The organism is Mycobacterium simiae (assembly GCF_008370645.1).
GTDB classification, from domain to species: Bacteria; Actinomycetota; Actinomycetes; order Mycobacteriales; family Mycobacteriaceae; genus Mycobacterium; species Mycobacterium simiae_A.
Map to the genome: position 1 here is coordinate 1 of NZ_VTZN01000015.1, position 25,172 is coordinate 25,172.

Consider the following 25,172-nt stretch of genomic DNA (forward strand, 5'->3'; position numbering starts at 1 on the left):
CCGTGCTCATCGCGATCGAAGGCGTCGACGGCGCCGGCAAGCGGACGCTGACCGAGGGTCTGCGCAAGGCCTTCGAAGCGGCTGGGAAATCGGTGGCCGCGCTGGCTTTCCCGCGGTATGGCAGCTCGATCACTGCTGACCTGGCCGCGGAGGCGCTGCACGGCCAGCATGGCGACCTCGCGTCGTCGGTGTACGCCATGGCGACGCTGTTCGCACTGGACCGGGCCGGCGCCGGGGCCGAAATCGCCGAGCTGCGCGGCAACTACGACGTGGTGATTCTGGACCGCTATGTTGCCTCCAACGCGGCCTACAGTGCGGCGCGTCTGCGTCAGGGCGCCGGCGGCGCAGCGGTGGCCTGGGTCCAGCAGCTGGAGTTTCAGAGGATGGGACTGCCCGAGCCCGATTGCCAGGTGCTGCTCGCGGTGTCCACCGAAGTCGCCGCGCAGCGCGCTCGAGACCGGGCCCAAGCCGATCCGGGACGAGCGCGGGACAGCTACGAACGCGACGAGCAACTGCAGCAGCGCACCGGCGCTGTCTACGCGCAGCTGGCTCGCGCCGAGTGGAGCGGACGATGGTTGGTGGTCGACTCCACGGTCGATCCGGACCGGCTGGCGGCCACTCTTCTGGTCCCAAACGGGCGGTTTTGACGGTATTTGCCCGTATCGAATGAGAAACGCCCGTGTGTTGAGTGAGTTTTGTCCCGTTCTGGTGCCAACATGGACACCATGAGGCAAAGGATTCTGGTTGTCGACGACGACGCTTCGCTGGCCGAGATGCTCACCATCGTGTTACGCGGGGAGGGCTTCGACACCGCCGTCATCGGCGACGGCACTCAGGCCCTGACCGCGGTGCGTGAGCTGCGCCCCGATTTGGTGCTGTTGGATTTGATGTTGCCCGGCATGAACGGCATCGACGTGTGCCGGGTCTTGCGCGCCGATTCGGGTGTGCCGATCGTCATGCTCACCGCCAAAACCGACACCGTGGACGTGGTGCTAGGTCTTGAATCGGGGGCTGACGACTACATCATGAAGCCCTTCAAGCCCAAAGAGCTGGTCGCGCGGGTGCGGGCGCGCCTGCGCCGCAATGACGACGAACCCGCCGAGATGCTGTCCATCGCCGACGTCGATATAGACGTGCCGGCACACAAGGTGACCCGCAACGGCGAGCAGATCTCGCTGACGCCGTTGGAATTCGACCTACTGGTCGCGCTGGCACGCAAACCCCGTCAGGTGTTTACTCGTGATGTGCTGCTCGAACAGGTGTGGGGATACCGGCACCCGGCGGACACCCGCCTGGTGAACGTCCACGTTCAGCGTCTGCGGGCCAAGGTGGAGAAAGACCCTGAAAACCCGACCGTGGTTCTGACCGTTCGAGGAGTGGGATACAAGGCCGGACCTCCGTGATCCCCCCCGGAGACGATGCAGAGCGCAGCGATGCTGAGGTGGGGGCACCACCCGCTTGCGGGGGACGGCGCCGGTGATCTTCGGCTCTCGGCGACGCACCAGGAGTCGTTGGGGGCGCTCTGGCCCAATGACACGCGGTGTGAGCGCGTTGAGCCGCGCTGTTGCCATTGCGTGGCGTCGATCGCTGCAACTGCGAGTCGTAGCCTTGACGCTGGGGCTTTCGCTCGCGGTGATCCTGGCGTTGGGCTTTGTGCTGACCAGCCAAGTCACCAACCGGGTGCTCGACGTCAAGGTCAAAGCCGCGATCGAGCAGATCGAGCGAGCCCGCACCACCGTCAGCGGCATCGTCAACGGTGAAGAGACGCGCTCGCTGGACAGCAGCTTGCAGCTTGCGCGCAACACCTTGACCTCGAAAACGGATCCCGCCACCGGCGCGGGCCTCGCCGGTGCTTTCGATGCCGTGCTGATGGTGCCGGGAGATGGGCCGCGCGCCGCCTCGACCGCAGGACCGGTCGATCAGGTGCCCAGCGCATTACGTGGCTTTGTCAAGGCCGGGCAGGCTGCTTACCAGTACGCAATGGTGCACACTGACGGATTCTCCGGACCGGCGCTCGTCGTCGGTACGCCGACCTCCTCGCGGGTGGCCAACCTGGAGCTGTACCTGATCTTCCCGCTCGCCAATGAACAGGCCACCATCACGCTCGTGCGCAGCACAATGGCCACCGGTGGCTTGGTGCTGCTGGTCTTGCTGGCCGGCATTGCGCTGCTGGTTTCGCGCCAAGTGGTGGTGCCGGTGCGGTCGGCGTCGCGGATCGCCGAACGGTTCGCCGAAGGGCACCTGTCGGAACGGATGCCCGTCCGCGGCGAAGACGACATGGCCCGGCTGGCGGTGTCTTTCAACGATATGGCCGAGAGCCTGTCCCGGCAGATCACCCAACTCGAAGAGTTTGGCAACCTACAGCGCCGCTTCACTTCCGACGTCAGCCACGAATTGCGCACCCCGTTGACCACCGTGCGCATGGCCGCTGACTTGATCTATGACCACAGCGCCGATCTCGACCCGGCGCTGCGACGCTCCACCGAGCTTATGGTCAGCGAGCTGGACCGATTCGAGACGCTGCTCAACGACTTGTTGGAAATATCCCGGCACGACGCCGGCGTGGCCGAACTGTCTGTTGAGGCGGTCGACCTGCGGGCCACCGTCAACAACGCGCTGAGCAGCGTAGGTCACCTGGCCGAGGAGGCCGGCATCGAGTTGCTCGTGGACCTGCCCGCCGAAGAGGTGATCGCCGAAGTCGATGCCCGCCGGGTAGAACGGATCTTGCGCAACCTGATTGCCAATGCCATCGACCACGCCGAGCACAAACCGGTGCGGATCCGGATGGGCGCCGACGAAGATACCGTCGCGGTCACGGTGCGCGACTATGGCGTCGGGCTACGGCCGGGTGAGGAGAAGCTGGTGTTCAGCCGGTTCTGGCGCGCGGATCCATCCCGGGTACGGCGGTCCGGCGGCACTGGGTTGGGGCTGGCGATCAGCGTCGAAGATGCCAGGTTGCACCAGGGCCGGCTAGAAGCCTGGGGTGAACCCGGCCAAGGTGCCTGCTTCCGGTTGACGCTTCCGCTGGTCCGCGGCCACAAAGTGACCACCAGTCCGCTGCCCATGAAACCCATCCCGCAACCGGTCTCCCAACCCATTCCGCAACCCAGTGCCCCCGAACATAAGGAGCGGCCGCGGCCGCGCGAGCACGCCGACTGGAGCGGATGATGCGGCGACTCAGGGCGGTTCTGGCCACGCTGCTGCTGGCCGGGTCACTCGTCGGCTGCGCGAGCGTGCCCAGCTCGTCGGCTCCCCAGGCCATCGGCACCGTGGAGCGGCCTGCGCCGTCGAACCTGCCCAAGCCCACGCCGGGCATGGATCCCGACGTGCTCCTGCGCGAATTTCTCAAGGCAACAGCTGACCCGGCCAATCGACATCTGGCGGCACGCCAGTTCCTCACCCAATCGGCGTCCAACGCGTGGGACGATGCCGGTAGCGCGCTGCTGATCGACCATGTGGTTTTCGTCGAAACCCGTGCAGCTGAACGGGTTACGGCGACCATGCGGGCAGATATCCTGGGCTCCCTGTCCGACATGGGCGTCTTCGAGACAGCAGAAGGCCAGCTGCCGGAACCGGGTCCGATCGAGTTGGTCAAGACGTCCGGTGGTTGGCGCATTGACCGGCTGCCCAACGGCGTTTTCCTGGACTGGCAGCAATTCCAGTCGACCTATAAGCGCAACACCCTCTACTTCGCCGACCCCACCGGCAGGACCGTGGTTCCCGATCCGCGCTATGTCGCGGTGTCCGATCATGATCAGCTGGCCACTGAACTCGTCTCCAAGCTGCTGGCCGGTCCGCGTCCGGAGATGGCGCATACGGTGCGTAACCTACTGGCTCCGCCGCTGCGGCTGCGCGGTCCGGTGACCCGAGCCGATGGCGGCAAGGCCGGTATCGGAAAGGGGTATGGCGGCGCGCGCGTCGACCTGGAGAAGCTGTCGACCACCGATCCGCACAGCAGGCAATTGCTTGCTGCACAGATCATTTGGACGCTGGCCCGAGCCGACATCAGAGGGCCGTACGTGATCAACGCCGACGGCGCACCGCTCGACGATAGGTTCGCTGAAGGATGGAACACCTCCGACGTCGCCGCCACCGACCCGGGTGTGGCCGATGGTGCCGGGGCAGGTTTGCACGCGCTGGTGGGCGGGTCGCTGGTGGCGCTGGACGGGCAGCGGATCACCACCATGCCCGGAGCCTTCGGACGGATGGGAGACCAGACAGGTGCCGCCCTATCCCGCAGCGGGCGCCAGGTGGCCTCCGTCGTGACGTTGCGGCGTGGCGCCCCTGATGTGGCGGCCTCGTTGTGGATCGGCGATCTTGGCGGCGAGGCGGTCCAGTCCGCCGATGGCCACAACCTTTCGCGGCCTAGCTGGTCGCTGGACGACGCGGTGTGGGTGGTGGTCGACACCAACATCGTGCTGCGGGCAATTCAGGAACCTGCATCGGGACAGCCCGCGCGGATCCCGGTTGACGCTACCGCGGTGTCCAGTCGCTTTCCCGGGGCGATCACCGACCTACAGTTGTCGCGCGACGGGACTCGTGCCGCGATGGTGATCGACGGGCAGGTGATTCTCGCCGGTGTCGAACAGACCCAGGCGGGCCAATTCGCCCTGACCTATCCACGGCGGCTGGGTTTCGGGCTGGGGAGCTCCGTGGTGTCGTTGTCCTGGCGCACCGGCGACGACATCGCGGTGACGCGCAACGATGCCACGCATCCGGTGTCGTATGTGAACCTCGACGGGGTGAACTCTGACGCGCCGTCCCGCGGATTGCAGATACCGCTGTTTGCCATCGCGGCTAATCCGTCGACGGTGTACGTGGCCGCCCCGCAAGGGGTCCTGGCGTATTCGGCGTCGGCCGCCGACGGTCAACAAGGCTGGTCTGAGGTAGCGGGCCTGATGGTGGCCGGGGCCACACCAGTACTGCCCGGATGAGTGCTGCGCTGAGCTGACCTCACCGGCTACCCTCGCAGTGAGGAGGCGCTTATCGATGTCGCCGAAAGTTCCCTTCCTGCGGTGGGAAGATCCGTTTCGCGCGCTGGATATGCTGGCCTCATTGTGGTCGTCGACCGGATTGCCGTCGGTGAGTGCCGGCGCCGCCCAGGCGGTTTCCATGCCCTACCGGACGCTGTTCATGACGCTGCAGCAACTGCTCGTCGGCAAGGAAGTCACGGTGCGCATCGGTGGCGACGACGTGGTGCTGACTGTCACCGAGTTGAATTCTGACCTCGACCCGCAGGGGTTGGCTGTTGGTCAGCTCGGCGAAGTCAGGGTAGCCGCGCGCGACGTTAGGTGGGGCGATGACCAATCAAGGCACCACTTGCACAGCGCCGTGGCGGTCCTGCGCAACGTCCATATCCGTCCAGGCGTGCCGCCGCTGGTGGTGGCCGCTCCCACCAGGTTGTCGTCAGTGCTGCCGACGGAGATCTTCGATGATGTGCTGCGGCAGGTGGCTCCGCAACTGCGCAGCGAGCTGCGGGAAGACGGCACCGCCCGGCTGCGCTGGGCGCGACGCCCCGGTTGGGGCGGGGTGGAGGTGAACGCCGACGTGGTTGGGACGACATTGTGGCTGCGGCCGCGCGCGGTGATCGCCGGGCACCGGCGATGGCGGTTGCCGATGCGGACTCCCGCCTATCAGGTGCCGCTGCCCGAGCTGCCGCATGGGTTGCTGCTCACCGACGTTAGCCTGGAACCGGGTTCGCTGAAGCTGTCTGCGCTGCTTCCGGAGTGGCGGATGGAGTTGCCGTTGCGGCATCTTGAGGAGCTGATCACCCGATTGAGTCAGGGTGCGCTCAGCTTCAGCTGGCCTTCGTTGCTACGAGGTTCAGACTGATTGCCGGCACGGGGGCGCCTCCGGGTGTGGCAAGCGCTCGCGAAATGAACGATGAGGTCTTCATTTGCTGGAACGGCATCCCGGTTAGCCCGCGGCTTCGTTCCGCAAGTCACTATTTGGGAAAGCCGGGGTCACGACGCGGTCGGTGCGCTGTATCGGTTCGGCAACCAAGATTTCCGGGTCTAGGCAAGCATTCGGAGCACCGATACGGTTCCATTGCCACGCTGATGGCGGGCACCCGGACAATGACGAATGGAGTTGGCGTTGCAGCTGGTCGATCGATTCTGCGTCGCAGTTGCTGGCGGTGTGGGTTTATGCTGCGCCGCTTTAGCGTTCAGTCCGGGCCTGTCAGCCAGTCCATTGCCGGCCGGCGGTCCGACCTGCATCGAGCAATTTGCAGCGCTCGGTTCGGTCGCGCCGATAGGTGCCGCTCCAGTGGTGCTGCCTGGCCCGGCGGTAGCCGGACCTGTGCCCCTCGCGCCAGTGGCTCCGGTGGTGCCGATCGCGCCGGTGGTGCCGGTTGGGCCGGTGGTGCCGGTAGTGCCGGTTGGACCGGTGGTTCCGGTAACTCCGGTCGCGCCAGTTGCTGGCGCTGCTGCACCAGCTGAGGCCGCGCCGGCTGCTGCTCCGGTAGTGATGGCTGGCGGCTCGGGTAAGGGTGCGCCGACCAATCCGACTGCGCCGGTACTCGAACCGGCGGTTTTGCCCGGTCCGCCCGCGCCTGCGGCAGCGGGGCCGCCACCGGCGCCCATCTCGGCAATCCTGGCGGGGGTCGCGACGCCGCTTCCGGCGTGCGCAGCAGCTGGCGCCCCCGCGGAGTAGGGGCGCGTTATCCCACCCGCACCGGCGCTGCGTCGGACTACATGTGGCTGACGTCCTCAACCGCTATCGACCGAACCGCCCACGGAGCCGAGGACACGTAGCGTCACGGTTGTCAGTTCTCGCCGGCACACTGACACCGTGCTCGACCTAGTCCTTCCGCTGCAATGCGGCGGCTGCGGCGCTTCGGCAACGCGATGGTGTCCAGCGTGCGCAGCCGATCTCGTGGTCAAATCCGGCGAACCGCACGTGGTCAACCCCCGGGTGGAGCCGCAGGTCCCGGTTTTCGCGCTCGGCGGCTATGCCGGCGCGCGTCGCCAAGCGATCCTGGCGATAAAGGAGCACGGCCGCCGCGATCTAGTCGCACCACTGGCCCGGGCCCTGGCCATCGGCGTGCACCGGCTGCTGTGCTGGGGCATGATCGATACTCCGCTGACGCTGGTGCCCGCGCCGACACGGCGATCGGCGGCGCGCCAGCGTGGGGGAGACCCCGTCACCCGAATGGCCCGCGCCGCGGTGGCGGGCCATCCGGACATCAGTGTGGTCCAGGCGTTGCGAATGAGAGCGCTAGCCCGCGACTCGGTGGGCTTGGGAATCTCCGCCCGTGAGCGCAACATCGCGGGCCGGGTACTGCTGCGCACCCGGCCAAGCACCGAAGTCCTGATCGTCGACGACATCGTCACCACCGGAGCGACGGTGCGCGAGTCGGTCCGGGTGCTGCAGGGCGCTGGTGTAAGGGTGGTTGCCGTGCTGGCGGTCGCAGCGGCGTGACAACCCGCGCCATGGCTTGGCGCGGCGGCTGGTCGCGCAACCCAAGGAATGTGCCACAAGACCGCCAAGAACTCGCAAAAGGCCGGCCAATTCAGTAGCACCGTAGGGTGAACACAAGCTAACGTCGAAATCAGATCTATGGACTCGAACTCATCATCAGCCATGTTTCCAAAGTTGACGCGCTACCCGCGGTAGGAGGTGAGTGTTCGGCATCTTGCACCGGCGGGCAGCCTGCGGCGGTGATCGCGCTAGGACCGCTCTAACCCTGTCGGTGTGTATCTGAAGACCCGGCACGCAGGGCGCGTGCGACGTGAAAAGAGAAACGAGTTGTCACGAATGTCAAGGCCAACTGTGGAATCCGATCAGGTCTTGGACCAAGCGCCGGCTGACACCGACCAGCAGGCGGAGCCGAAAGCGAACGCCGAGATCGTGTTCAAAGGCCGCAATGTGGAGATCCCCGACCACTTCCGCATCTACGTTTCGCAAAAACTTGCTCGCCTGGAGCGGTTCGACCGAACTATCTATCTGTTCGACGTCGAACTCGACCACGAACGCAATCGTCGCCAACGCAAGTCCTGTCAGCGGGTGGAGATCACTGCTCGCGGCCGCGGGCCGATAGCCCGCGGTGAGGCCTGCGCCGACAGCTTCTATGCCGCGGTTGAATCCGCCGTCGCAAAGCTGGAGAACCGGCTGCGCCGCAGCAAAGACCGCCGCAAAGTGCACTACGGCGACAAGACCCCCGTGTCACTGTCCGAGGCCACCGCGGTAGCGCCACCTCCGGATAAGGCGTTCGAAGCCCAGCCCGGCGAGCCGCACGATCATGATGGCGCAGGCCTGGACCATGAGCCGGGTCGCATCGTCCGAGTCAAGGAGCACCCGGGCAAGCCGATGTCCGTCGACGACGCGCTCTACGAAATGGAGCTTGTCGGACACGACTTCTTCTTGTTCTTCGACAAGGAGACTGAACGGCCGACCGTCGTCTATCGCCGGCACGCCTACGACTATGGTTTGATCCGGCTGGCTTGACGATCACCGGCGAAATCCTGGGCGTCACCTACGATGGGAGTCGCCGCTTTAACAAGAAGACTCCTACCCACAAGGGATATAGCTGTGCTGTCGAAGTTGCTGCGCCTTGGTGAAGGTCGCATGGTCAAGCGCCTCAAGAAGGTGGCCGACTACGTCAACACGTTGTCGGAGGACGTCGAAAAGCTCACCGACGCCGAACTGAGAGCCAAAACTGACGAGTTCAAGCGGCGCCTGGCCGACGAGAAAAACCCAGAAACCATCGACGACCTGCTGCCCGAGGCGTTCGCAGTCGCGCGGGAGGCCGCCTGGCGAGTGCTCGACCAACGTCCCTTCGACGTCCAGGTGATGGGTGCCGCGGCGCTGCACCTGGGCAACGTCGCTGAGATGAAGACCGGTGAAGGCAAGACCCTGACCTGTGTGCTGCCCGCCTACCTCAACGCACTGGCCGGCAACGGCGTGCACATCGTCACCGTCAACGATTACCTGGCCAAACGCGACAGCGAGTGGATGGGCCGGGTGCACCGCTTCCTAGGTCTGGAAGTCGGTGTCATCCTCGCCCAGATGACCCCGGACCAGCGCCGGTTGGCCTACAACGCTGACATCACTTACGGCACCAACAACGAGTTCGGCTTCGATTATCTGCGCGACAACATGGCGCACTCGCTCGACGACCTGGTGCAGCGCGGGCACCACTACGCCATCGTCGACGAGGTCGACTCCATCCTGATCGACGAGGCCCGCACCCCGCTGATCATTTCCGGTCCCGCCGATGGCGCCTCCAACTGGTATGTCGAGTTCGCCCGGTTGGCGCCGCTGATGGAAAAGGACACCCACTACGAGGTCGACCTACGCAAACGCACCATCGGCGTGCACGAAAAAGGCGTCGAGTTCGTCGAAGACCAGCTCGGCATCGACAACCTCTACGAGGCAGCCAACTCCCCGCTGGTCAGCTACCTCAACAACGCGTTGAAGGCCAAGGAGCTGTTCCACCGCGACAAGGACTACATCGTCCGCAATGGTGAGGTGCTCATCGTCGACGAGTTCACCGGTCGGGTGCTGATCGGACGCCGCTACAACGAGGGCATGCATCAGGCCATCGAGGCTAAGGAGCACGTCGAGATCAAGGCTGAGAACCAGACGCTGGCCACCATCACGCTGCAGAACTACTTCCGGCTCTACGACAAACTGGCCGGTATGACCGGCACCGCTCAGACCGAGGCGGCCGAGCTGCACGAGATCTACAAGCTCGGTGTGGTCAGCATTCCCACGAACAAGGAAATGATCCGGTCGGACCAATCCGACCTCATATACAAGACCGAAGAGGCCAAGTACATCGCGGTGGTCGACGACGTTGCCGAGCGCTACGAGAAGGGTCAGCCAGTGCTGATCGGTACCACCAGCGTGGAGCGCTCGGAGTATTTGTCGCGGCAGTTCACCAAGCGGTGTATCCCGCACAACGTGCTCAATGCCAAATACCACGAGCAAGAGGCGGGCATCATTGCCGTGGCGGGCCGCCGGGGCGCCATTACCGTTGCCACCAACATGGCCGGGCGCGGCACCGACATCGTGTTGGGCGGCAACGTCGACTTCCTCACCGACCAGCGGCTGCGCGAGCAAGGCTTAGATCCGGTGGAGACGCCCGACGAGTACGAGGCGGCTTGGCACCAGGAGCTGCCTGTCGTGAAGGAGGAGGCCGGCAAAGAGGCAACCGAAGTGATCGACGCGGGCGGCCTCTACGTGTTGGGTACCGAGCGTCACGAATCGCGCCGCATCGACAACCAGCTGCGCGGCCGGTCCGGTCGGCAGGGCGACCCGGGCGAGTCACGCTTCTACCTGTCGTTGGGCGACGAACTCATGCGCCGGTTCAACGGTGCCGCGCTGGAGTCGCTGCTGACCCGGCTCAACCTGCCCGACGACGTGCCGATCGAAGCCAAGATGGTCACCCGTGCCATCAAGAGCGCGCAGACGCAGGTCGAGCAGCAAAACTTCGAAGTCCGCAAGAACGTCCTCAAATACGACGAGGTGATGAACCAGCAGCGCAAGGTGGTCTACGCCGAGCGCCGCCGCATCCTGGAAGGCGAAAACCTCAAAGAGCAGGCCTTGGACATGGTGCGCGACGTGATCACCGCCTACGTCAACGGCGCGACCGCCGAAGGCTACGCCGAGGATTGGGATCTGGACGCGTTGTGGACGGCGCTGAAGACGCTGTACCCGGTCGGGATCAAGCACGAGACTCTGACCCATCACGACGCCGACTCCGACCGTGACGATCTGACCCGCGAGGAGCTGCTGGACGCTCTCCGCGAGGACGCTGAACGTGCTTATGCGGTAAGGGAATCCGAGCTAGAAGAGCTTGCCGGTGAGGGCGCGATGCGCCAGCTGGAGCGCAATGTGTTGCTCAACGTCATCGACCGCAAGTGGCGCGAGCACCTCTACGAGATGGACTACCTCAAAGAGGGCATCGGGCTGCGGGCGATGGCGCAGCGCGATCCGCTGGTCGAGTATCAGCGCGAGGGTTACGACATGTTCATGGCCATGCTCGACGGCATGAAAGAGGAGTCGGTCGGCTTCCTGTTCAACGTCAGTGTGGAGGCCGTCCCGGCGCCGCAGGTCGAGGTCGCTCCGGTCGAAGAACCTGAAGGCCTGGCCGAGTTCGCGACCAAGGCCGCCGCATCGGACGAGCGTCACGAGGCTCCGAAAGAGCCGGTAGGCGCATTGCGCGCCAAGGGCATTGAGGACGAGTCGCCGGCGCTGACGTATTCCGGCCCGGCCGAGGACGGCTCGGCGCAGGTGCAGCGCAACGGTGGTGGGGGGCAAAAGGCGCCGGCCGGGGCGTCGGCCGGCGCTAGCCGGCGGGAACGGCGCGAAGCCGCGCGGCGGCAAGGTCGCGGCCCCAAGCCGCCGAAATCGGTGAAGAAGCGCTAGCGTGCTGCGCCGAAACGTGAAGCTAGCCGCACGCTCGGCGGCGAACGTGCGACTGGCTTCACGGTCGCTGCGCCAAATTGAGGCAGCTGCCCCATGCGCCGGGGCGGCGGACGCGTGAACCATCCAGGTATGATTACTTCACGCAGCCCCTACGACGCCGCCACGGCAATCTTGCAACACCCCGCCCTGCCCGCCGGCGATGACGAACGATTCGTCGGTTTCGGTGTCATGGGCCTACCGTTCGCCAGCGGCCATTACCTTGCGCTGCGGCATTTTCCGGCCGCCACGTTCGCGCCGCCCTACAAATCGGTATGGCACTGCGGGCCCGACGGTGTCTGGACTTTCTACGCCACGACGCCGGGTGCGCAAAGCTGCGCGCGTTACTTCAGCTCGGCGACCCCGCACGATGCGGTCCAGTGCGACATCGAGGTCGAGTGGATCACGCCGTGGTCGCTGTTCGTCGGCATCACCGGACTACTCGAGTGGTGGATGGATATCCGGTCAACTGTGTCGACGCGGCTGATGAGCGCGATCGGCGGGCGGCTGCCCACCGGGGCGTGGACCAACCGGGTGGCCCTGGCCGCGCTGAGCCGCGCCGTCGGTCCGACCCTCGGCGCCGGACAGGTCCGGCTCGCCGGTACCGCCCCGAACGGGCAACGATTCATGATCGCCCCTCAGCAGGTGTGGGCGGTGCCGCGGTCGCGTGCGGTGTTGGCCGGCATGGACCTGGGGCCGGTGGGTCCGCTGGCCAGTCAAGCGCGGCTGGCCGGCTTTCGGCCACCACAACGCGGCCTGTTCGTCGTGGGCTCCGGGCACTTCGAGACTTTCGACGCGAACCGTCATCATGCCGTCCAACGCACCGTCTCGTTTGGCTGACCGACGGTCCTCCGCTGGGCACAATGGGTGAATGCCGTCTGGAGCCCAGGCTTCCGAGCTGCCTACCCGCGCGGAGTTGCTTGCCGCGCTGTCGGTGGCGATCGACCTCGGCCTGGGGCAACCCGCAGAACACATGCTGCGGTCTGCGCTGATTGCGACCAGGCTGGCCGATCGGCTCGGGCTCAGCGACCAACAGCGGGATTCCACCTACTACGCGACGTTGATCATGTGGATCGGATGTCACGCTGACTCGCACGAGTACGCGCGGTGGTTCGGTGACGACATCGCCGTCCGCCATGACTCCTATCTGGTTGATTGGTCCGGGCTGCCGTACTTGCGCTTTCTGGCGAGCAATGTGGGCCGGGGTCAGCCGTTGGTGTACCGGCTCAGCGCGATGGCGACTCTTTTCGTCAACGCCCGCGGCCACATTTCCCAATTGATCCACTCGCATTGCACGTCTGCGGCTGTGCTGGCCGACCAAATAGGTTTGGACCCCAATGTGCAAGCGGCACTGGCGTTCACGTTCGAGCGTTACGACGGCGGCGGTCTGCCTACGGGTGCCTACGGTGACGCTATCCCGATTCAGATGCGCGTCGCCCAACTGGCCGACATGGTAGAGGTTCACCACCGCACCTATGGGGTTGAGGGTGCTGTCGCCATGGCTCGCAGCAGGCGGGGTGGGCAGTTCGATCCTGAGGTGGTCGACACGTTTGCCGACCATGCCGACGCGATCCTGGCTGGACCGCCGACCGGTGATGCGTGGGCGGCAGCAGTGCGCGCCGCGCCCGACCACTTTCAGCCGCTGGATGACCAGACGCTGGATACACTACTCGTCGCCCTGGGGGACTTCGTCGACTTGAAATGCCCGTTCACATTCGGGCATTCCCGGGCGGTGGCCCGACTTGCGGGTGACGCCGCCACCGCCGCCGGACTTGACGGCGACGCGGCGGTGCTGACCCGGCGCGCTGGCCACGTTCACGATCTGGGCCGCATCGGCGTCTCGAACCAAGTCTGGTCGCGTCCAGGGCCGTTGAGCGCGGCTGAATTTGAGCGGGTCCGGTTGCATCCGTACTTCACTGTGCGAATCCTCAATCAGGTCCCCGGGCTTCGGAAGTTGGCTGAGGTCGCTGGCAATCACCATGAGCGCCTCAACGGTTCGGGATACCCGCGTGGGCTCGCCGGGACCGCGTTGACTCTGCCGGACCGGGTGTTGGCGGCCGCGGTCAGTTACCAATGCGCTTGTGAGCCAAGGCCCTATCGGCAGCTGTTGACACCGAAATCGGCGGCCCGGCGGCTGCGGCAACGGGTGCAAGCCGGCGACCTGGACACCGTCGCGGTTGAGGCAGTGCTGCACGCGGCGGGGCATCGGGCGGACCGGTCGAATCGACGCCCACATGGGCTCACGCCCCGGGAGGTCGAAGTGCTATCCCTGGTTGCTCGCGGCGCCTCCAACAAGGAGATCGCGACGGCGCTGGTGATCAGCGAAAAGACGGCCCGTAACCACGTGGAGCGCACCTACGCCAAGATCGGCGGGTCGAATCGCATCGGCGCCAGCATGTACGCGCTGAGCCACGGCCTGGTGAGCGCTTAGCCCAGTTGAGGCAAACGCCCCATCCTGCGACCCGGCTCTGCGCTACACAATCGGGAGATGAAGCGCTACTTGATCGTTGGTTACGGTGCCGTGAGCTACCTGCTTTTCCTGGCGGCCTTCGCGTATGCCATTGGCTTCGTCGGCGCCATTATTGTGCCCCGCAATGTTGACCACGGTATCGCCGCGCCGACGGGGCAGGCCGTGCTGGTCAACCTGGCGCTGCTTGGGTTGTTCGGAGCCCAGCACAGCGTCATGGCGAGGTCGAAATTCAAACGGTGGTGGACTCAATTCGTGCCGCCGCCGATTGAGCGCAGCACGTTCGTACAGCTGGCCAGCGCTGCACTCCTCGTGCTCTATTGGCAATGGCGAACCATGCCGACGGTGATCTGGGACGTGCGGCACCCGGTAGTCCGGGTGGTGCTATGGGTGTTGTTCTGGCTCGGTTGGGTGACGGTATTGACGTCGACCTTCATGGTCAGTCATTTCGAGCTATGCGGGCTGCGTCAGGGGTACTTGGCTTGGCGCGAAAAGCTTTACGCTGCCATAGGTTTTCGCGTCAACCTGCGCTATCGCCTGGTGCGCCATCCGATCATGCTCGGCTTCCTGGTCGCTTTCTGGGCTGCACCCACAATGACGGCAGGACACCTCCTGTTCTCGATCGGTACCACGGGGTACGTCCTGTTGGCCCTACAGCTGGAAGAGCGCGACCTAGTGGCGGCACTGGGCGACCAGTACTGCGATTACCGCCGCGATGTGCCCATGCTTGCTCCCGGTTTGGGTCGATACGCAACCAAATCTGCCACCCGGCAATAATTGTCGCTGAAATTCCAGTTGCTAGGCGATCAGCTTCCGGGTGGCCGTCATGTCGCCCTCGCTCTGCTCGGCTGCTACGAGGTCGGCTGCTATGCGATGCGGCGGCGTGGGGTGAGCGTGGCTGCGCCCTGGCACCGCACAACTAGGAAATTGGTCGGTGCCACTTCAATCTTGATGGCATTTCGTCGAGTATGGACATGTGCATGTCAAGGAGGTGCTGCTGCCCGGTGTCGGGCTTCGGTACGAGTTCACCAGCCACATGGGTGAGCGAATAGGCATTATTGCCCGGCGTACCGGCGATTTTGAAGTCGTGACCTATACCGCGCAAGATCCTGACGCGTGCCGGCCGGTCTTTCGCCTTACCGAAGAAGAGGCCGAGGCTGTGGCCCAGATTCTCGGTGCTCCGAGGATCGCCGAGCGCTTTACCCAGCTGACCCGTGAAGTGCCTGGGCTGGAAGCGGGCCAGATCACCGTCGGGCCAGATAGCCCGTTTGTCGAGCGACCGTTGGGAGACACTCGGGCTCGCACCCGCACCGGCGCGTCGATCGTTGCCGTCGTGCGCGGTGATGATGTCATCGCTTCGCCCAATCCGGCAGAAGTACTGCGTGCGCGCGACGTGCTGATAGTGATCGGCACCGAAGAAGGTATCGGCGGAGTCGAGCAGATCATCGATAAGGGCTGAGCCGGTGGAAGTTTCCAGGGCGCTGCTCTTCGAGGTCGGGGCGCTCCTGACAGCGCTTGCCCTGTTGGGTGCGGTCGCGCGCCGGTTCGCGCTGTCCCCCATCCCGGTCTACCTGTTAGCAGGACTTTCGGTGGGTAAAGGTGGGATCGTTCCGGTGGCTGCGGCCGACGACTTCATCACCACCGGCGCTCCCATCGGCATCGTGTTGCTGCTGCTAACCCTGGGTCTGGAGTTCTCCACCACCGAATTTGCCAGCAGCCTGCGCCATCACATGCCGTCGGCCGGTGTCGACATCGTCCTTAACGCCACCCCCGGTGCACTGGCCGGCTGGCTGCTGGGGTTGAACGGCGTCGCCATCTTCGCGCTGGCCGGCGTCACCTACATCTCATCGTCGGGAGTCATCGCGCGTCTGCTCGAGGACTTGGACCGGCTCGGTAACCGCGAAACCCCGGCGGTGCTGTCGGTGCTGGTGCTCGAAGACTTCGCGATGGCCGCCTACCTACCGATGTTTACCGTGCTGGCCCTGCGTGGCAGCTGGATCGAAGCGCTCGCGGGTACGCTAGCCGCGGTCGCTGCTCTGCTCGCGGCCTTCGCCGCGTCCTTCCGCTGGGGCCATCACGTCGGCCGGCTGGTGGCGCACCCTGATTCCGAGCAATTGCTGTTGCGGGTCCTGGGCCTCACCCTGATGGTCGCGGCGCTGGCCGAGTTATTGCATGCATCGGCCGCGGTCGGCGCGTTCTTGGTAGGCCTGACCCTCACCGGGGAGACGGCCGACCGGGCGCGCCGGGTGCTGGGTCCGCTCCGCGACCTATTCGCCGCGATCTTTTTCCTGGCCATCGGGGTATCGGTCGACCCGAGAGGGCTACTTCCGATGCTTCCGGTAGCCATCGCCTTGGCTGCTGTCACCGGCGCGACCAAAGTACTCACCGGAATGTTCGCCGCACGCCGCGACGGCGCGGCGCGCCGCGGGCAGCTGCGTGCCGGGACGGCGCTCATCGCCAGAGGCGAGTTCTCGTTGATCATTATCGGATTGGTCGGCGCGTCGATCCCCACGGTGGCGGCGTTGGCGACCTCCTATGTCTTCATCATGGCGACCATCGGTCCGGTTCTGGCTCGTTACGGCGGCGGACGGCTAGCGGCCGCGGCCTGACCGTCAACCGATGTGTAAGGCAACGACTAGCCATCGCGGTGGGCTGGACGCGGCCACTTGTTCCACGCGGCAGGCGATGGCATGGACCCGTTCACCGCGGCTGTAGGTGCCAAAAACTTCAGCCGCGGTGTCCGCGGACCCGACCGGCTGCAACCGCACCCGTCGCAACCTGGCGGCTCCGTGGGGGCCAGCCTTCGCTTGGCCGACCGAGAGCACCGAGTCAACGAGGCTGGCCGCCAGTATCGATCGCAGCTGTGCCGCTGGACGACGGCGGTCGATGACTTCCAGCACCCGGCGCAGGGCAGCGTCGGTGAAGACCGCGGCCTGGCGAATCGCTGCCGACATCGTTTCGACCCCGGCTCGCTCGCCGGGTGGCCGACGTGCAGCGCGCCCACTACGCGGCCGCAACGGTACGTGCGATGATTGCCGGCACCTGGGGATGATTCGAGTCGCCGGCTCGTACTCGACCACGGGCACGACGGCGAAGGTCTCACGATGGGGTGGGCCGGCGATAGGACTGACGCTCAACGGGCACTCTCCATTTATGCGATGGACACCAACTGACGATCGGAACCGTGCGCTTGCTGGAGAGTGGCAGGCGCCCGCCGGTCATCATTGCACAAACCAACCCGATGCGTACCCGCCCGTAACGCGCCCGGGCCGGTCGTTACGGTGAGCCACATCGGTACCACCGACGGATTGCGGACGGATTGACAAGGAGGACAGGGCCGTAAATGGTGACCCGGTTGTCCACTGCGGACGCGTCTTTCTATCGGCTGGAGAACACCGCCACCCCCATGTACGTCGGGTCGCTAATGATCCTGCGCCGCCCGCGCGCCGGCTTGAGCTACGAGGCGCTGCTCGCCACGATCGAGCAGCGCCTGCCGCAAATCCCGCGCTACCGCCAGCGGGTGCGCGAGGTGAAAATCGGCATGGCCAGGCCCGTGTGGGTGGACGATCCTGACTTCGACGTCACCTATCACGTCCGGCGGTCGGCGTTGCCATCGCCAGGCAACGACGAACAACTCCATGAGCTGATCGCGCGGCTGGCCGCTCGGCCGCTGGACAAGTCACGTCCCCTGTGGGAGATGTACCTGGTCGAGGGACTGGAGAAAAATCGCATCGCCCTCTACACCAAATCGCACCAAGCGCTGATCAACGGGGTGACGTCGCTGGCAATAGGACACGTCATCGCCGATCGCACGCGGCGTCCGCCGCCGCTTCCCGAAGATATCTGGATCCCCGAGCGCGACCCCGGCAACACCCGGTTGGCGCTAGGCGCCATCGGGGACTGGATTGTCGGGCCGGGTGCGCAGCTTCAGGCCCTCGGATCTGCGCTCGCCGGGTTGGCCACCAACCACGGGCAACTCGTCGAGGCCGGCCGCCGAATGCTCGACGTAGCGCGCGCGGTGGCGCGCGGCACCGCACCGAGAAGTCCACTCAACGCGACCGTTTCGCGCAATCGGCGATTCACCGTTGCCCGCGGACGTTTGGAGGACTACCGAACGGTGCGCGCACGCTACAACTGCGATGTCCACGATGTAGTTCTGGCGGTGATAGCCGGCGCCCTAGGCAACTGGCTGATGTCACGTGGTGAGACGGTGGCAACCACTGAGACGGTACGGGCGATGGCGCCGCTATCCGTTTACGTCGACGACCAACTCGACTCATCCGGTCCTGGCCAGGCCATGAGTCAGGTGACACCCTTTCTCATCGACCTACCGGTTGGCGAGGGCAACGCCGTGGTGCGGCTGTCCCAGATTGCACACGCCACCGAATCCAACCCGACGGCAGCCAGCCTGGTCGATGCGCGGACCATTGTGACGCTGTCCGGGTTTGCCCCGCCGACTCTGCATGCCATGGGCCTGCGGGTCGCCACCAGCTTCCCTACCCTGTCCAAGCGGACATTCAACCTGCTGATTACGAACGCCCCGGGAGCGCAGTCGCAGATGTACGTCGCCGGCACCAAGCTGTTGGAGGCCTATGCCGTGCCGCCCTTGCTGCACAACCAGGCGCTGGCCATCAGCGTGACGTCCTACAACGGCATGCTGTATTTCGGAATCAATGCCGACCGCGACGCGATGAGTGATGTCGACTTGCTGCCCGGGCTGCTGAGGCAATCGCTCGAGGAGCTCTTGGAAGCATCTCGGTAGTCGCGCCGGTCGCCTGGTTTGGCGATATACCATCCGTTGATGTGAGCACTGTGACAAGCGATGACGCGCCGGCGAAGGCGAAGGCGAAGACGAAGAAATCCACCGCGCCGGCCCGACACAAAATTTCCGCCGAGCTATACCAGGCCGAATTATTCCGGCTGCAAACAGAATTCGTGAAGCTGCAGGAGTGGGTGCGCCATTCCGGGGCGCGCTTGGTGGTGGTCTTCGAGGGCCGCGACGGAGCTGGCAAAGGCGGCACCATCAAAAGGATCACCGAATACCTCAACCCACGTATCGCCCGTATCGTGGCGTTGCCAGCGCCGACGGATAGGGAACGTGGCCAGTGGTATTACCAGCGCTATATCGCACATTTGCCCGCCAAGGGGGAAATCGTGCTCTTCGACCGGTCGTGGTACAACCGGGCCGGTGTGGAAAAAGTGATGGAGTTCTGTACGCCGCAGGAGCATGCGCTGTTTTTGCGGCAGACGCCCATCTTTGAGCACATGTTGATCGACGACGGGATTCTGCTGCGCAAGTATTGGTTTTCGGTCTCCGAAGACGAGCAGCTGCGGCGGTTCAAGGCCCGTCGGAGCGACCCTGTGCGGCAATGGAAGCTCAGCCCAATGGACCTAGAGTCGCTGTATCGGTGGGAGGATTATTCCCGGGCGAAAGACCAGATGATGGTGCACACTGACATCCCGGCGAGCCCATGGTACGTCGTGGAATCCGATATCAAGAGACACGCACGGCTGAACATGATGGCGCACTTGCTGTCCACTATCGACTACCGGGACGTGGAGAAGCCGAAGGTCAAGCTGCCGAAACATCCGTTGGTAAGTGGAAACTACCAGCGTCCGCCACGTGAACTGTCGACGTACGTCGACGACTACACGGCCACATTGATCGAGCGCTAGTGCGCGGATTCACCCGATGACGCAGGTCTACATCCCGGCCACGTTGCCCATGTTGCAACAACTTGTCGCTGACGGTTCGCTGTGGCCCGTCAACGGCACCGCCTTCGCCGTGACGCCGTCTTTGCGTGAGGCCTACGCCGAGGGCGATGACGACGAGCTGGCCGAGGTGGCGCTGCAGGAAGCAGCATTGGCGTCGCTTCGGCTGCTGGCAGACGACAGCCACGAGAATCTGCCGCCACGCCGCGCGGTACTTGCTGCCGAGGTAGACGATGTCAAATTCCGCCCCGACCTCGATGACGCGGTTATCAGACTGGGCGCGCCTGTTTCGATGGATCACGTGGTCGCCGCGTACGTCGACAACGCTGCCGCTGAACCGGCTGTCGCAGCAGCGATCGCTGTCATCGATGCTGCCGATCTTGGCGACGAGGACGCCGACCTCGTGGTCGGCGACGCCCAAGACCACACGCTGGCTTGGTATGCCAAACAGGAGCTGCCGTTTCTGCTTGACCTGTTGTAACCGAGGGGACGGCCTGGATGTGACGTACCGCGCATCATCACATCTAGCTACGCAACCGTAAGTTACGGTACCGTAGCTTTGATGCATGGGCACGGCGCTGCCCCCGACTGGCGGATGCTTAAAGCCGCACCGCACGCAGGAGCTCTGTATGGGTAAGAAATACGCGGCGATTACCGCCGAGGTCATCGACACCAAACGCCCGACCGTTGCCGGGACAGACAGGCACCCGGGTTGGCATGCGGTGCGCAAGATCGTAGAGCGCGTCACCACGCCCCTGTTGCCCGATGACTACTTGCAGCTGGCCAACCCGCTGTGGTCGGCGCGAGAATTGCGTGGTCGTATTCTTCAGGTCCACCGCGAGACAGAAGACTCCGCGACCTTGGTTATCAAACCGGGCTGGGGCTTCAGTTTTGACTATCTGCCGGGCCAGTACATCGGAATCGGGCTCTTGGTCGACGGTCGCTGGCGCTGGCGTTCCTATTCGCTGACGTCCAGCCCGGTCGGGTCGTCTGGATCGGCGCGCACCGTCACTATCACGGTAAAGGCGATGCCGGAAGGGTTTCTCTCCACCCACCTGGTGGCCGGCGCGGCGCCGGGGACCATCGTGCGTCTGGCCGCGCCCCAGGGCCATTTTGTGCTGCCCGACCCGGCGCCGCCGTCGATTCTGTTTCTCACCGCCGGTTCCGGCATCACGCCGGTGCTGTCGATGCTGCGAACTTTGGTGCGCCGCAACCAAATTACTGACATCGTGCATGTGCATTCAGCTCCCACCGAAGCTGCCGCAATGTTCGGCGCCGAGCTCGCCGCACTGGCCGAGAACCACCCGGGGTACCGGTTGAGCTTGCGTGCGACGCGCGCCGAGGGCCGGCTGGATTTGGGTCGGCTCGGCGAGGAGGTACCGGACTGGCGCGAACGCCAGACCTGGGCGTGTGGACCTGCAGCCATGCTCAACCAAGCCGAGAAGGTGTGGTCGACGGCCGGTGTGGGCGAGCGCCTTCACTTGGAGCGCTTTGCGGTGTCCAAGGCGGCCCCCGCCGGCGCCGGTGGCGTGGTGACATTTGCCCGTAGCGGCAAGAGTGTTAACGCAGATGCGGCTACGTCGGTTATGGACGCGGGTGAAGGCGCAGGTGTGCAAATGCCTTTTGGCTGCCGCATGGGAATTTGTCAGTCGTGTGTGGTGGAGCTGGTGGACGGTCATGTTCGTGACCTGCGGACTGGTCGGGAACATGAACCCGGGTCGCGGATACAGACCTGTGTGTCGGCCGCCTCGGGCGATTGTGTGGTCAATAACTAAAGCTACCGATTGGTAACTTACGAGACCGTAGCTTACGATGACGTAGGTTGGGGTTTGTCGAGAAACCTTATGACGCAGGGAGAGACGATGGCGATTACCGACGTCGACGTATTCGCACATCTGACGGATGCCGACATTGACAATCTGGCGGCTGAACTCGATGCGATCCGTCAGGAGGTTGAAGACTCACGCGGTGCCTGTGATGCCCGCTATATCCGTCGCACAATCGCCGCCCAGCGTGCCCTGGAGGTGAGTGGGCGGCTGATGCTAGCCGCCAGCTCTCGGCGTTCCGCGTGGTGGGCGGGAGCCCTTACTCTTGGCGTGGCCAAGATCGTCGAGAACATGGAGATTGGCCACAACGTCATGCATGGGCAATGGGATTGGATGAACGATCCTGAGATTCACTCCTCGACCTGGGAGTGGGACATGAGCGGCTCGTCTAAGCACTGGCGTTACAGCCACAACTTCGTCCATCACAAGTACACGAACATCCTCGGCATGGACGACGACGTTGGCTACGGCATGCTGCGCGTCACCCGCGACCAGCGGTGGAAGAAATTTAACATCTTCAATGTGGTGTGGAACACCATCCTCGCGATTGGTTTCGAGTGGGGAGTTGCGTTGCAGCATTTGGAGATCGGGAAGATCTTCAAGGGTCGGGCCGACCGCGACGCCGCCAAGATCCGGCTGCGCGAGTTCTCCGCCAAGGCCGGTCGTCAGCTGTTCAAGGACTACGTGGCCTTTCCGGCGCTGACCGCGCTGTCCCCGGGGGCGTCATATAAATCGACGATGACGGCGAACGCGCTAGCCAACGTGATCCGCAACGTGTGGTCCAACGCCGTCATCTTCTGTGGGCATTTCCCGGACGGCGCCGAGAAATTCACCAAGACGGACATGATCGGAGAAACCAAGGGGCAATGGTATCTGCGGCAGATGCTGGGTAGCGCCAACTTCGACGCCGGGCCGGCGTTGCGGTTCATGAGCGGTAACCTGTGCCACCAAATCGAACACCATTTGTATCCTGACCTGCCCAGCAACCGGCTTGCCGAGATTTCGACGCGAGTGCGTGAGATCTGCGACAAGTACGACTTGCCTTACACCACAGGGCCTTTCCTGGTGCAGTACGCCAAGACATGGCGTACGCTCGCTAAGCTGTCGCTGCCTAACAAGTATTTGCGCGACGACGCCGATGATGCGCCGGAGACCCGTAGCGAGCGGATGTTCGCTGACCTGGAACCCGGTTTCACCGGCGTTGATCCGATGACCGGGCAACGCCGCGGCTTGAGGACCGCGATTGCCGCGGTGCGTGGCTGGCGGGGCCGCAAGCCTACGGGGGCTAGTGCCGCCAGCGACGATATGGCCGCCTAAGGTGCGTCACCCAGCGTGCAGTCACTGCGAGATCTTGGCGATTTCTTCGCATTCAGTTCACGTTCGGCGTCTTTGACCTGCCGTTCGCGGAACCCGGCCAGTGGCCGGTCACGTCTCCTTGAGCACAGCCAACAGCCGCCGGGCCGCGGCAACACGACGCACAGCAGTCCCCGACAAGGGGTCTAACGCGCATTCGGGATCCGCGGGCGGCCCCATGTGTGCGCAGCCGCGCGGACAGTTGTGGATCGCCTCCGCAAGGTCGGAGAAAGCCAACAGCACATCGTCGGGCCGGATGTGGGCCAAACCAAACGAGCGGATCCCGGGCGTGTCGACCACCCAGCCGGAACCTTCGAGCGACAGCGCCAGCGACTGTGTCGAAGTGTGCCGCCCCCGGCCGATCTCGGTTACCGCGCCGACCGCTCGATCTGCCTCGGGCACAAGGCGATTAACCAACGTAGACTTGCCGACTCCGGAATGTCCGAGCAAGACGGTAACCTTGTCGCCGAGCAAGTCTGCCACTGTGAGTAGCGGGTCATCGCGGCCGGCGGTGACCACCTTGAGGTGGAGGTCATTGAACTGCTCGGCGAATGGTTCCGGCGGGGCCAGGTCGGTCTTGGTCAAGCACAGAATGGGCGTCAGCCCGCCCGCATAGGCGGCGATCAGCGCCCGCTCGACCAGACCGGTGCGCGGCGGGGGGTCGGCCAACGCGACCACGATCAGCAGTTGGTCCGCGTTGGCCACTACCACGCGTTCAGTTGGATCGGTGTCATCAGCGGTGCGGCGCAACACCGTTCGGCGCGGACCGCGGCGGACGATGCGGGCCAGGGTGTCCGGCCGCCCGGACAGATCGCCCACCACGTCGACGTCGTCTCCGACGACAATGGGAGTACGGCCAAGCTCGCGCGCGCGCATGGCCGTGATTCGACGGTCGGGGTCAGCATTGAGCACGCACCCCCACCGGCCGCGGTCGACGCTCACCACCATGGCGGTCTCGGCTTCGGCGTGTTCGGGACGGGTTTTGGTCCGGGGCCGCGAGCCTCGACCGGAGCGGAGTTTGACGTCGGATTCGTCGTAGTCTCCGGGCTTCAAGCGCCAAACCCTTTGATCATCTCGGACCACAGCCGAGGAAACTCCGGCAACGTCTTGGTGGTGGCGCCGATGTCGTCCACCTCAACCCCGGGAACCCGTAGCCCAATAATGGCGCCGGCCATTGCCATCCGATGATCGGCGTAGGCGCGCCAGATACCGGGCCGCAGCGGTGCGGCGGTGATCACCAGGCCGTCGGATATTTGCCGGCAGTTGCCGCCTAGGCGGTTGAGCTCGGTGCTCAGCGCGGCCAGCCGGTCGGTCTCGTGGCCGCGCAAATGAGCGATGCCGCTCAGCCGGGATACCGATCCCGGGGTGGCAAGCGCTGCCAGTGCGGCAACTGAGGGGGCGAGCTCGCCGACGGCGCCCAATTCGACCTCGAATCCGCCGTACTCGGCCGGCCCTTGCCCCTCTAGGCATGAATCATAATGGGTGACAACGGTATTCATCTGGCCCAAGATGCTCAGAATATTGTCCGCCGGTTGGACGCTCTGGGCCGGCCAGCCGGTGATGCGCACCGTGCCGCCGGTCACCACTGCGGCTGCTAGGAATGCCACTGCGTTGGTGAGATCGGGTTCGACGTCCCAATGCCGCGCCTCGACCGCACCGGGTGCCACCCGCCAACTGTTCGGCACGGAGTCGTCGACGTCAATGCCGGCTTGGCGCAGCATGGTCACCGTCATCGCGATGTGCGGCGCAGACGGCAGCGTGGAACCGGTGTGTTGCACGGTCAAGCCGCGGGTGAAGGATGCTCCGGACAGCAGCAGGCCCGACACGAACTGCGACGACGCCGATGCGTCGATAACCACGGTGCCGCCGGTGATCGATCTCTTGCCATGCACGCAGAAAGGCAGACCAGTGCCGTCGATGTGGACACCGAGACCGCGCAGTGCATCGAGCAAAGGCGCGATGGGCCGGGCGCGCGCTTGGTCGTCGCCGTCGAAGGTGACTGGGGCAGCGCCGAGTGCGGCCAGCGGCGGAACGAACCGCAAGACCGTGCCCGCCAGGCCACAATCCACGCGGGCATCGGCAGCGGGTTCGATGCGGCCGCTGACCGTCAGTTCGCGATCCGTCCCCGCGACACGGACGCTCAGCGTCCGCAGCGCCCCGATCATCAGATCGGTATCCCGGCTGCGCAGCGCGCCGGAGATGGTCGACGCGCCGTGGCCCTGCGCGGCCGCCAGCGCGGTCAGCACTAGTGCCCGGTTAGTTTGCGATTTCGAGCCCGGAACGGTCACCGTCGCCCGCACCGGCATGGGTGAGAAGGGGGCCGGCCACGCTGTCCCCGGCTCGATGCTGTTCACCGCTTCATCCTGCCGTGTCGGCGCGTGTCATGAGTACCGGGCACCATGGGA

The 25,172-nt window shown here is 64.8% G+C and carries 22 protein-coding genes; 19 read left to right on the forward strand and 3 right to left on the reverse strand.

Annotated elements, in window-relative coordinates:
* Positions 1 to 2 precede the first annotated feature (2 nt).
* The 14 genes from F0Q45_RS04350 to F0Q45_RS04420 all read left to right on the forward strand — a co-directional run bounded on the left by F0Q45_RS04350 (position 3) and on the right by F0Q45_RS04420 (position 16,485).
* Positions 3 to 647: a dTMP kinase gene (locus F0Q45_RS04350; protein ID WP_149652765.1), complete on the forward strand. Its 645-nt coding sequence runs from the start codon at positions 3 to 5 to the stop codon at positions 645 to 647.
* A gap of 69 nt (positions 648 to 716) precedes the next feature.
* Positions 717 to 1,403, forward strand: coding sequence for a two-component system response regulator MtrA (gene mtrA / locus F0Q45_RS04355; protein ID WP_015354856.1), 687 nt, complete (start codon positions 717 to 719; stop codon positions 1,401 to 1,403).
* 73 nt (positions 1,404 to 1,476) lie between these two features.
* Entirely contained in the window at positions 1,477 to 3,168 is a 1,692-nt protein-coding gene (mtrB, locus tag F0Q45_RS04365) for an MtrAB system histidine kinase MtrB (protein ID WP_149652767.1), read from the forward strand.
* Positions 3,168 to 4,934 carry an MtrAB system accessory lipoprotein LpqB gene (lpqB, locus tag F0Q45_RS04370; protein ID WP_373424919.1) on the forward strand — a complete coding sequence of 589 codons (1,767 nt, stop codon included), beginning with the start codon at positions 3,168 to 3,170 and terminating at the stop codon, positions 4,932 to 4,934. The genes mtrB and lpqB overlap by 1 nt, the downstream gene beginning before the upstream one ends.
* 55 nt (positions 4,935 to 4,989) lie before the next feature.
* On the forward strand, positions 4,990 to 5,832 hold the full coding sequence (locus F0Q45_RS04375) for an LmeA family phospholipid-binding protein (RefSeq protein WP_149652769.1): 843 nt from the start codon (positions 4,990 to 4,992) through the stop codon (positions 5,830 to 5,832).
* A 483-nt stretch (positions 5,833 to 6,315) separates the two neighbouring features.
* Complete coding sequence (locus tag F0Q45_RS27510; protein WP_188112785.1) at positions 6,316 to 6,654, forward strand: hypothetical protein; 339 nt, start codon at positions 6,316 to 6,318, stop codon at positions 6,652 to 6,654.
* 138 nt (positions 6,655 to 6,792) lie between these two features.
* Positions 6,793 to 7,422: a ComF family protein gene (locus tag F0Q45_RS04385; protein ID WP_149652771.1), complete on the forward strand. Its 630-nt coding sequence runs from the start codon at positions 6,793 to 6,795 to the stop codon at positions 7,420 to 7,422.
* 336 nt (positions 7,423 to 7,758) lie between these two features.
* Positions 7,759 to 8,448 carry a ribosome hibernation-promoting factor, HPF/YfiA family gene (gene hpf, locus F0Q45_RS04390; protein ID WP_149652772.1) on the forward strand — a complete coding sequence of 230 codons (690 nt, stop codon included), beginning with the start codon at positions 7,759 to 7,761 and terminating at the stop codon, positions 8,446 to 8,448.
* A gap of 84 nt (positions 8,449 to 8,532) precedes the next feature.
* On the forward strand, positions 8,533 to 11,373 hold the full coding sequence (gene secA / locus F0Q45_RS04395; RefSeq protein ID WP_149652773.1) for a preprotein translocase subunit SecA: 2,841 nt from the start codon (positions 8,533 to 8,535) through the stop codon (positions 11,371 to 11,373).
* Between the two features lie 129 nt (positions 11,374 to 11,502).
* Positions 11,503 to 12,249 (forward strand): hypothetical protein, encoded by a 747-nt coding sequence (locus F0Q45_RS04400; protein WP_149652774.1) that lies wholly within the window; start codon positions 11,503 to 11,505, stop codon positions 12,247 to 12,249.
* A gap of 31 nt (positions 12,250 to 12,280) precedes the next feature.
* Positions 12,281 to 13,840, forward strand: a complete 1,560-nt coding sequence (locus F0Q45_RS04405) for an HD domain-containing phosphohydrolase (RefSeq protein ID WP_149652775.1) — start codon at positions 12,281 to 12,283, stop codon at positions 13,838 to 13,840.
* A gap of 57 nt (positions 13,841 to 13,897) precedes the next feature.
* Positions 13,898 to 14,653 carry a methanethiol S-methyltransferase gene (mddA, locus tag F0Q45_RS04410; protein WP_149652776.1) on the forward strand — a complete coding sequence of 252 codons (756 nt, stop codon included), beginning with the start codon at positions 13,898 to 13,900 and terminating at the stop codon, positions 14,651 to 14,653.
* A 199-nt stretch (positions 14,654 to 14,852) separates the two neighbouring features.
* Complete coding sequence (locus F0Q45_RS04415; RefSeq protein ID WP_149652777.1) at positions 14,853 to 15,335, forward strand: cation:proton antiporter regulatory subunit; 483 nt, start codon at positions 14,853 to 14,855, stop codon at positions 15,333 to 15,335.
* A 4-nt stretch (positions 15,336 to 15,339) separates the two neighbouring features.
* Positions 15,340 to 16,485 carry a cation:proton antiporter gene (locus F0Q45_RS04420; protein WP_149652778.1) on the forward strand — a complete coding sequence of 382 codons (1,146 nt, stop codon included), beginning with the start codon at positions 15,340 to 15,342 and terminating at the stop codon, positions 16,483 to 16,485.
* Positions 16,486 to 16,488: 3 nt separating this feature from the next.
* Here F0Q45_RS04420 and F0Q45_RS04425 read toward each other — a convergent pair whose 3' ends face one another.
* Positions 16,489 to 17,013 (reverse strand): Rv3235 family protein, encoded by a 525-nt coding sequence (locus F0Q45_RS04425; RefSeq protein WP_149652779.1) that lies wholly within the window; start codon positions 17,011 to 17,013, stop codon positions 16,489 to 16,491.
* 206 nt (positions 17,014 to 17,219) lie between these two features.
* Here F0Q45_RS04425 and F0Q45_RS04430 point away from each other — a divergent pair, with 206 nt between their 5' ends.
* From F0Q45_RS04430 to F0Q45_RS04450, 5 genes are all read left to right on the forward strand, one after another.
* A complete protein-coding gene (locus F0Q45_RS04430) occupies positions 17,220 to 18,638 on the forward strand; it encodes a WS/DGAT/MGAT family O-acyltransferase (protein ID WP_149652780.1) in 1,419 nt (472 codons plus the stop codon).
* Between the two features lie 41 nt (positions 18,639 to 18,679).
* Positions 18,680 to 19,552 (forward strand): polyphosphate kinase 2, encoded by an 873-nt coding sequence (gene ppk2 / locus F0Q45_RS04435; RefSeq protein WP_149652781.1) that lies wholly within the window; start codon positions 18,680 to 18,682, stop codon positions 19,550 to 19,552.
* A 16-nt stretch (positions 19,553 to 19,568) separates the two neighbouring features.
* Positions 19,569 to 20,069: a DUF6912 family protein gene (locus F0Q45_RS04440; RefSeq protein ID WP_149652782.1), complete on the forward strand. Its 501-nt coding sequence runs from the start codon at positions 19,569 to 19,571 to the stop codon at positions 20,067 to 20,069.
* 148 nt (positions 20,070 to 20,217) lie between these two features.
* Positions 20,218 to 21,363 carry a ferredoxin reductase gene (locus F0Q45_RS04445; RefSeq protein ID WP_149652783.1) on the forward strand — a complete coding sequence of 382 codons (1,146 nt, stop codon included), beginning with the start codon at positions 20,218 to 20,220 and terminating at the stop codon, positions 21,361 to 21,363.
* A gap of 87 nt (positions 21,364 to 21,450) precedes the next feature.
* Entirely contained in the window at positions 21,451 to 22,731 is a 1,281-nt protein-coding gene (locus tag F0Q45_RS04450) for a fatty acid desaturase family protein (protein WP_149652784.1), read from the forward strand.
* 108 nt (positions 22,732 to 22,839) lie between these two features.
* On the opposite strand, the gene rsgA is transcribed toward F0Q45_RS04450, so the two are convergent.
* Positions 22,840 to 23,820: a ribosome small subunit-dependent GTPase A gene (gene rsgA, locus F0Q45_RS04455; protein ID WP_149652785.1), complete on the reverse strand. Its 981-nt coding sequence runs from the start codon at positions 23,818 to 23,820 to the stop codon at positions 22,840 to 22,842.
* Positions 23,817 to 25,073: a 3-phosphoshikimate 1-carboxyvinyltransferase gene (gene aroA / locus F0Q45_RS04460; protein WP_149652807.1), complete on the reverse strand. Its 1,257-nt coding sequence runs from the start codon at positions 25,071 to 25,073 to the stop codon at positions 23,817 to 23,819. The genes rsgA and aroA overlap by 4 nt, the downstream gene beginning before the upstream one ends.
* Positions 25,074 to 25,172: the final 99 nt, after the last annotated feature.